The sequence below is a fragment of the Aeromonas sp. YN13HZO-058 genome, from assembly GCF_001921245.1.
Classification (GTDB): Bacteria; Pseudomonadota; Gammaproteobacteria; order Enterobacterales; family Aeromonadaceae; genus Aeromonas; species Aeromonas allosaccharophila.
This window is the reverse complement of the sequence record NZ_MQSY01000020.1, coordinates 125,357-133,223: the sequence shown is the minus strand read 5'-3', so window position 1 is coordinate 133,223 and position 7,867 is coordinate 125,357. Positions and strand designations below refer to the sequence as shown.

General features: G+C 61.5%; 8 protein-coding genes and 1 riboswitch. Of the genes, 5 read left to right on the top strand and 3 right to left on the bottom strand.

Annotation, left to right across the window (positions count from 1 at the left end):
* Nucleotides 1–367 precede the first annotated feature (367 nt).
* Nucleotides 368–859 carry an RNA-binding protein gene (locus tag BSP75_RS04370; RefSeq protein ID WP_042657372.1) on the top strand — a complete coding sequence of 164 codons (492 nt, stop codon included), beginning with the start codon at nucleotides 368–370 and terminating at the stop codon, nucleotides 857–859.
* A gap of 7 nt (nucleotides 860–866) precedes the next feature.
* Here the strand turns inward: BSP75_RS04370 and murI are convergent, their stop codons facing one another.
* The 3 genes from murI to BSP75_RS04355 all read right to left on the bottom strand — a co-directional run bounded on the left by murI (nucleotide 867) and on the right by BSP75_RS04355 (nucleotide 4,811).
* Nucleotides 867–1,670 (bottom strand): glutamate racemase, encoded by an 804-nt coding sequence (gene murI, locus BSP75_RS04365; RefSeq protein WP_075112343.1) that lies wholly within the window; start codon nucleotides 1,668–1,670, stop codon nucleotides 867–869.
* A gap of 107 nt (nucleotides 1,671–1,777) precedes the next feature.
* Nucleotides 1,778–3,643 (bottom strand): TonB-dependent receptor, encoded by a 1,866-nt coding sequence (locus tag BSP75_RS04360; protein WP_075112342.1) that lies wholly within the window; start codon nucleotides 3,641–3,643, stop codon nucleotides 1,778–1,780.
* A gap of 51 nt (nucleotides 3,644–3,694) precedes the next feature.
* Nucleotides 3,695–3,873: riboswitch (cobalamin riboswitch) on the bottom strand.
* 35 nt (nucleotides 3,874–3,908) lie between these two features.
* Nucleotides 3,909–4,811, bottom strand: a complete 903-nt coding sequence (locus BSP75_RS04355) for a LysR family transcriptional regulator (protein WP_075112341.1) — start codon at nucleotides 4,809–4,811, stop codon at nucleotides 3,909–3,911.
* Nucleotides 4,812–4,920: 109 nt separating this feature from the next.
* On the opposite strand from BSP75_RS04355, the gene BSP75_RS04350 reads away from it, so the two are divergent.
* From BSP75_RS04350 to BSP75_RS04335, 4 genes are all read left to right on the top strand, one after another.
* A complete protein-coding gene (locus BSP75_RS04350; RefSeq protein ID WP_075112340.1) occupies nucleotides 4,921–5,847 on the top strand; it encodes a sodium-dependent bicarbonate transport family permease in 927 nt (308 codons plus the stop codon).
* Between the two features lie 4 nt (nucleotides 5,848–5,851).
* Entirely contained in the window at nucleotides 5,852–6,154 is a 303-nt protein-coding gene (locus tag BSP75_RS04345; protein WP_075112339.1) for a transcriptional regulator, read from the top strand.
* A gap of 63 nt (nucleotides 6,155–6,217) precedes the next feature.
* The gene (purE, locus tag BSP75_RS04340; RefSeq protein ID WP_075112338.1) at nucleotides 6,218–6,727 is read left to right on the top strand and encodes a 5-(carboxyamino)imidazole ribonucleotide mutase; all 510 of its coding nucleotides are present in this window, start codon (nucleotides 6,218–6,220) and stop codon (nucleotides 6,725–6,727) included.
* Nucleotides 6,724–7,848, top strand: a complete 1,125-nt coding sequence (locus BSP75_RS04335) for a 5-(carboxyamino)imidazole ribonucleotide synthase (protein WP_075112337.1) — start codon at nucleotides 6,724–6,726, stop codon at nucleotides 7,846–7,848. The genes purE and BSP75_RS04335 overlap by 4 nt, the downstream gene beginning before the upstream one ends.
* Nucleotides 7,849–7,867: the final 19 nt, after the last annotated feature.

The window sequence follows — 7,867 nt, the reverse complement described above, 5'->3', positions numbered from 1 at the left end:
TTTCGGCGCCCACTTCGCTAGGAAGCTGGCTCATCAGTCCGGCGTGTTCCGCCGTGCTGGTAGGGGCGCATTATAGGGAGCGAGGCCGCGATGACAAGGCTTTTTTTGAAGAAAATCACGAAAATTTCAAATTATTCAATTAGAAACAGCTTATTCAGTGTATATATACAGTGTTATCCACAATCCGGTTATTTCACTCCCATTTTAGCGTCATTTATGTCGCCTTCAGTGACCTTGGGAATGCCATACTGGAGCCGATAACCTCTCCCGAGTAGTCCATGGTAGCGCCAATCAGGAAAGCTGGTTACCATGGAGGTGAATATAGTGTTGCACCTTTTTTGCTTTCATTTACAAAAGGTCTTTTAAGATGAATTTATCCAAGTTTCCCGTATATATGCAGGCCGCAATCCTTGCTCTGGTATTGGCAGTGGTTGGCTACCTGGTTGCCCAGGCCCTGCAGTTCTCTTTGAAAGCGGAAGTGATTTTTGCAGCAGGTCTGGCCATCGGCGGTTTCGTGGTACCGCTGTTCCTGAAGCGAACCCCGGCTAATGTCGCCGAGTCGATCGCCAATCAGGAGACTTGCACCTTATATGTAGGCAACCTGCCCTATCGCGCCAACGAGATTGCAGTGCGCGAATTGTTTGCCGAACAGGGCCAGGTCATTTCCGTGCGGTTGATGAAGGACAAGTCTACCGGCAAGCGCAGAGGTTTCGGTTTCGTGGAGATGCCCGCCGCCGATGCCGCCAAGGCGATTGCCGCGTTGAATGATAAAGAGTATCAGCAGCGCACCCTCAAGGTGCGTGAAGCGAATGACAAACGTGATAAAGAGGAGAGGGAAGGTAGCGAAGCTGACGCCTAACCGCTCGTCAGTACCTTACCTCTTCCAGTGATGACAGCCCCCATGCTTGCAAGGGGGCTGTCAGTTTTTGGGCCTCCCAATCCAGTCGGGTACAGTAAGCCCTGGCAATCACCTCTTCTATATATACAGGCTGCACGGCGCCATGCCCGCCATTGCTCAGCAACCAGGCCACCCGTTTGGCAACGGCACTGCCCGAGTCAATCAGCTGGCATTGCGGCATCAGTTGCCCAATCTCTTCATTGAGTAGCGGGAAGTGGGTGCAACCGAGCACCAGCGTATCCGGCTTCTCTTCCCCCTCCAACCAGTCGGCCAGCACTTCACGCAGCAACGCCATATTGACCGGTAAACCCGCCAGCTTGTGTTCGGCTTCTATGACCAGCTCGGTGGTGCCCTTGAGCAGCACCCGTTTGCCGGGAGCAAACTGGGCGATCAGTTCATGGGTATAGTCGCGACTCACCGTACCCGGCGTAGCCAGCAGACCGATGCAACCGTTGCGAGTCTGTGCGGCGGCGGGCTTGATGGCAGGCACCACCCCCACAACAGGAATATCCAGAGCCTCACGCAGGGCCGGCAGCGCTATGGTGCTGGCCGTGTTGCAGGCGATCACCACCAGATCGATATGATGACGGGCCACCATGGTGGTAACCAAACGGGTGCAGGCAGCAATCAGGGCGGGCTCGCTCAATTCACCATAGGGGAAGTTGGCATTGTCGAAGCAGTAGAAATAGTTGTGTGCCGGCAGAACGCGGCGGATCTCGCGGTAGATGGTCAGGCCACCCATACCGGAATCAAACACGAGAATATTGGCCACTTGAGCTCCCCTTTGGTGCAAGGCGGCGATCATACTCCCGCCTGCCGCCAATAGAAAAGGCCCTGCCAATGGCAGGGCCCGGGTTTTTCCCATCAAGAGGAGACTATTTACAGGGAGTAATCCATCGTCACGTAGTAAGCGCGCTCATCGGCCGGATAACCCACCGCAGTCTGATACTCCTTATCCAGCAAGTTGTTGATCTTGCCAGATACCTTGAGCGCCGGGGTGACCTTGTAGCCGACCACCAGATTCCACACGCTGTAGCCACCAAGTGTTGTGGTGTTGGCCGCATCGCCATAGCGCTCACCCTGATAGATCCAGCTCAATGAACCATCAAACTGCTGCCACTGCGCCTGAGTCACCCACTTGGCCCCTTTGCGGGAGATCAGCTGCAACTGCTTGTCGGTTACCTTGTCTTTGGGATCCTTGTATTCGGCAGAGACTCTATGACTCAACCAGCCGGTATCAAACTCCCCTTCCAGCTCGATCCCTTCAATGCGCGCCTTGCCAACGTTCTGTGGTGTCCACATACCCTGACTGTTGGGCGCCCACTGGATCATCTGTTCGAAGTCGTTGCGATAACCGGTGGCTCGCCACTCCACGCCAGCGGTTTGACCATCCAGCATCAGCTCGCTGCTCTTCGACTCTTCCGGCTTCAGGGTGGGATTACCTGACCCCGGATAGTAGAGGTCGTTAAAGGAGGGGGCGCGGAAACCGGTGCCGTAGCGGGCACTCAGGCGGTAATCCTCGACAAAGCGCCAGCCTGCGCCGGTCTGCCAGGTGTTGTGGCGGCCAAACTGCTCGTTGTCATCGCTGCGGCCGCTCAGCTCGGCTTGCCAGGTCTGGTTGTCGAACTGGGCAAGGGCATAGAGGCCGGTGTTGTCGCGCTCTTTGGCATCGGCCGGATACGTGGAGCCGGAGGAGCGGGAGCGATCATCCAGTCGATCACTCTGCCAATCGGCCCCGCCTCCCAGCGTCCAGCTCTCGTTCAATTTCAAGCTGTTGACCCAGTTCAGGCTGTACTGGCGGGTGTAGGTCCGGTTATTGGCCTGATCGCGGCCACTGTTGTCCTGATAGTCGTAAGCATCCTGTTTGGAGAAGGCACCACGCAACTCGCTCAGATAGCGATCATCGTGATAGCGCGATCCCAACTGATAGCTCTGGTTTTCAGTCCAGGTCTCGTTGCGCTGATGGGTGGCAGGCCCCCAAGCGGAAGCGGTGGAAGAGCTGTCGTACTGGGCGACATTGCGGAACCAGCGGGTCGTACCGAACAGATCCCAGTTGCTGTCGAGCGCCTGCTGGTAGTCCAGCATGGCATTGTAGCCCTGATGCCCATGACGGTCGCCATCGTTGATGCCGGGCAGAGGATGCACGTTGTAACCCGATTCATCATCGAAGCCACCGGCAACCTTGAGTTGACCCGCCTCACCCACCTGGCTGGCGCTACTGAAAGCGGCCTGGCGCTGTTGATGGGAACCGGCACCAATATTGAACTTGTGCTGATTGGTCCCCTTGTCGGGGCGGGTAATGATGTTGATCACCCCGCCGATGGCGTCCGAACCGTAGATGGTGGCGCGCGGGCCGCGGATATACTCGATCCGCTCTACCTGATTGAGCGGCAGGTTATTCAGTTCGGTCATCCCGGCGGTCAGGGAGGCACTGCGCACCCCATCCACCAGCACCAGCGTCTGGGAAGAGCTGCCGCCACGCACTCGCAGCGAGCTGAGCTGGCCACGGCCGCCATTGCTGACCACTTCCACACCGGGCAGGGTCTTGACCACATCGGTTACAGTCTGGGCTTGCAGACGATCGATCTCGTCCCGGGTCACGACATTGACCGGGGCAAGCACGCTGGAGGCAGGTTGAGCGACGCGGGTGGCGGTCACCACCATGGTGGGGTTGACGGGAATGGTCAGCTGCTGGGCAAACGCCGCCGTCGGCAACAGGGCAGCCGCCAGAAATTTCTTCGACATGAGAGATCCTTAAGTTCGCGTAAGTATCTACTTCGTGGCCGGTTTCTCTCGGCCCGAAATACGAACTCTGGCAGGTCTTCGGGCTCGGGGGCTGATGGCCTACGGCGACGGCTTCCCGCCTGACGGCAGTGCCCTGATGTCGCTTCGTTCCCCCTTACCGCTGCGCGCCAGCTCCGGATTCTCACCGGATTCCCTATTAAGCATGATGCGCCAAAGCGGGAGGATTATAGGCAGAGCCATGCTGGATGTATAGCCATCCAGATTTCTATTTATTGCCAGCCAGCGCCGCCAGCCGCTGTTGAGCCCCCTCCATCACCGCCTGTACCCCGGGATGAGAGAGATGGCGCCCTGCCGAGACCAGATAATAAGAGAGGGTAACGTCGGTGAGGGTCGCAATCCGCTCTACCCCGTAGAGACGGCCAATCTCGTCGGCCATCGCCAGCGGTGCCGGGAAGATCCCCATCCCCGCCTTGCCGAACGACTTCATCAGGGTGGAGTCATCAAACTGCCCCACCAGATGGGGATGAATGCTCTGCTGGCGATACCACGCCAGCAGCCGATCATGGGTGGCCGATTTCTCTCCGGGGATCAGCAGCGGCAACCCCTCCAGCGAGGCGGGAAAGCCATCCCGCGCCCGTGCCGCCAGCTCCGGGCTGGCAAACAGCGCCAGCGGGCTGCGCCCCAGCTCGTGGTTATAGCCACGCACGCCGCTGTCGGGAGGAAGCGGGCGATCGATCAGCACCATGTCGAGCTTGTGGCGGGCCAGCTCGCTGAACAGCTGCTCGGCCCGCTCCTCGTGACACACCAGCCGCAACGGGGTCGCCAACGCCATGGCGGGAGCCAGCAGCTCGAACGCCAGAGTACGGGGTACCGAATCGGCGATCCCCACCTGCATGGTCAGCTCCTGACTGGCGTGGCGCAAGGTATGCTCCAGTTCGGCGCCGAGCGAGAAAATCGCCCCTGCCTGCTCCTGCGCCTGCCGTCCAGCGGCGGTCAGTACCAGACGCCGCCCCACCCGGTTGAACAGTGCCACCCCGAGGGACTGCTCCAGCTCGGCGACCTGACCACTGATGGTCTGCGGCGTGAGGTGCAGCTGTTCGGCGGCCTGCGTCACGCTGCCGCTGCGCGCCACATGCCAGAAGTAGTAGAGCTGTTTGTAGTTGAGCATGCCGTTCCCTATCAGTTTTTACCGAACAACCATCAGCGAGAATCTGATTTTATCGAAACATTGCGGGCTCTAGCATGCAACCATTATCTGAACTGCCCTGCGAACCATCATGCTGGACGTCGTTGTTCTCTTCTTTCTGTTTGGCCTGCTGGCCGGTCTGGTGCGCTCCGAGCTCAAGCTGCCGCCCGCGCTCTACGACACCCTCTCCCTCTTTCTGCTGCTGGCCATTGGCCTCAAGGGCGGCGTTGGTCTGGCCCAGCAATCCCTGCAACCTCTGCTGCCGCAACTGGCGCTAGTGATCCTGCTCGGCGTGGTGCAGACCCTGCTCGGCTTTACCGTGCTGCGCCTCAAGATGAACCGGGTCGATGCCGCCGCCACTGCCGCCCACTACGGATCGGTCAGCGTTGCCACCTTCGCGGTCGGGGTGAACTGGCTCACCGAACGGGGCATCAGCTTTGAATCCCAGCTCTCAATCTTCCTCGCGGTGATGGAGATCCCGGCCATTCTGGTGGGCATAGTGCTGGCCCGCGGCATCAGTCGTGAGACCCGCTGGCGCATGCTGGCCCACGAGACCTTCCTCGGCAAAGGGGTCACCCTGCTGCTCGGCGGCATGGCCATCGGCTATCTGGCCGGGCCCGACGGAATTGTCCCGCTCAAACCGCTGTTTGTCGACCTGTTCAAGGGAGCGCTGGCGCTGTTCCTGCTGGAGATGGGCCTCATCGTCGCCCGCCAGTGTCAGGATCTGCGCCGTCACGGCCTGTTCCTCCTCGGCTTCGCGCTGTTGATGCCGCTCGCCTCAGCGGGACTGGGATTGGCAGCTGGCCAGCTGATGGGGCTCTCCCTCGGCGGCCTGACCCTGCTGGCCACCCTGGCGGCCAGCGCCTCCTATATTGCCGTGCCGGCCACCATGCGTATCGCCGTGCCTCAGGCCAACCCGGGGCTGTCCCTCAGCGCCGTGCTGGGGGTCACCTTCCCGTTCAACATCATGCTGGGGATCCCGCTCTACCACAGCTGGGCCCGCCACTTCACGGAGTAGCCACATGCAGACCGAGAGCCGCACCCTGCTGACCGTCATCACGGAGGCAAATCTGGAGCCTACCCTGCTGCGCACCCTCACCCGCGAGGGGCTGCGCGGCTACACCATCACAGATGCCCGCGGCCGCGGGGATCACGGCGAGCGCAACGCCAGTTGGAGCGAGAGCGGCAACATCCGGCTGGAGGCGATCTGCAGCCGGGAGCAGGCGGAGCGGTTGCTGGCCCACCTGCAGAGTCGCTACTACCCCGATTACGCCATGATCGCCTTTATGCAACCGGTCGAAATCGTGCGACCCGAGAAATTCTGAGCCGGCTTGCCGGCTCTTTTTGTTTACCAAAAGCAAACGTTTAACAGCAAGGAACCAGAAAAGATGAACACCCCTCCCCTGATCGGCCTGGTAATGGGCTCCGACTCCGACTGGCCCGTGCTGCAGGCCGCCGCCCGCATCCTCAAGGAGCATGGCGTTCCCTACGAGGCGCGCGTGGTCTCGGCTCATCGCACCCCGGATCTGCTGTTCGAGTATGCCGCCACTGCCCGCGAGCGCGGCCTGCGCGCCATCATCGCCGGAGCCGGTGGCGCCGCCCATCTGCCGGGTATGGTCGCCGCCAAGACCACATTGCCGGTGCTGGGGGTGCCCATCCCCTCCCGCCATCTCAAGGGGATGGACTCCCTGCTCTCCATCGTGCAGATGCCCAAGGGGGTGCCGGTCGCCACCTTCGCCATCGGCGAGGCGGGGGCCGCCAACGCCGCCCTGTTTGCGGTCTCTCTGCTCTCCGTCGCACAAGACGGCGATGCCCCCCGCTACCGGCAGCAACTCGACGCTTTCCGCACCTACGAGCGCGACCGGGTGCTGGCGCTGCAACTGGAGGAGCCGACATGATCCTGCCTCCCGCCACCCTCGGCATGCTGGGAGGCGGCCAGCTCGGCCGCTACTTCGTGATGGCCGCCCACCGCCTCGGCTACAAGGTGGTGGTGCTGGATCCCGACCCCGCCAGCATCGCCGGTGCCGCCGCCGATCACCATATTGTCGCCCCCTATGACGACACCGCCGCCCTGCACGAGCTGGCCAGCCGTTGCGCCGCCGTCAGCTGCGAGTTCGAAAATGTGCCCGCCGCCACCCTGGCCCTGCTGGAAAAACAAAAACCGGTGCGGCCAGCCACCAGTGCGGTGCGCATCTGTCAGGACCGCCGCGAGGAGAAAACCTTTCTGCGCGGGGCCAACATCCCGATCGCCCCCTATCTGGCGCTATTGCCAGAAGAGCCCATCCCTGCACAGGCCAGCGAAATTTTCCCCGCTATTCTCAAGACGGCACGCGAGGGGTACGACGGCAAGGGGCAGTGGCAAGTGAGCGATCTGGATGAGCTGGCGACGGCACTGGCAGCCAGTAGCGTGCCCTGCGTACTGGAGCAACGGCTGGCGCTGGAGGGGGAGTTTGCCCTGACCCTGGCCCGCAGCCCGAGTGGCGCCATCAGCGCCCTGCCCCTGGTGCAGAACTGGCACAGCGGCGGCATTCTCGATCAGACCCGTTCCCCGGCCAATGTGCCGGCGCTGGAGAGCGAAGCCAAAGGGATCGCCGAACGGCTGATCGCCGCCCTCGATTACGTCGGCGTGCTGACGGTGGAGTTCTTTCTGGTGGAAGGCCGCTTGCTGGTCAACGAGCTGGCGCCCCGCCCCCACAACTCGGGTCACCCCAGCCTCGACAACGCTGCATGCAGCCAGTTCGAGCTGCAGGTGCGCGCCCTCTGCGATCTGCCGCTGCCAGAGCAGATCGCCGTGCGCCCCGCCCTGTTAATCAACCTGCTGGGGGATCTCTGGCAAGACGGCACGCCGGACTGGGCCGCCCTGCTGGCGCTGCCCGGCCTGCATCTGCACCTCTATGGCAAGGGCGAACCCCGCCCCGGCCGCAAGATGGGCCACATCACCATCACGGGTAACAACTGGCCAACGGTGGCGGAAACCTGCTGCAAGGCCTGCCAGCTGCTGGGGCTAGCGCCACACTGATCGACCATCCGAAATACAG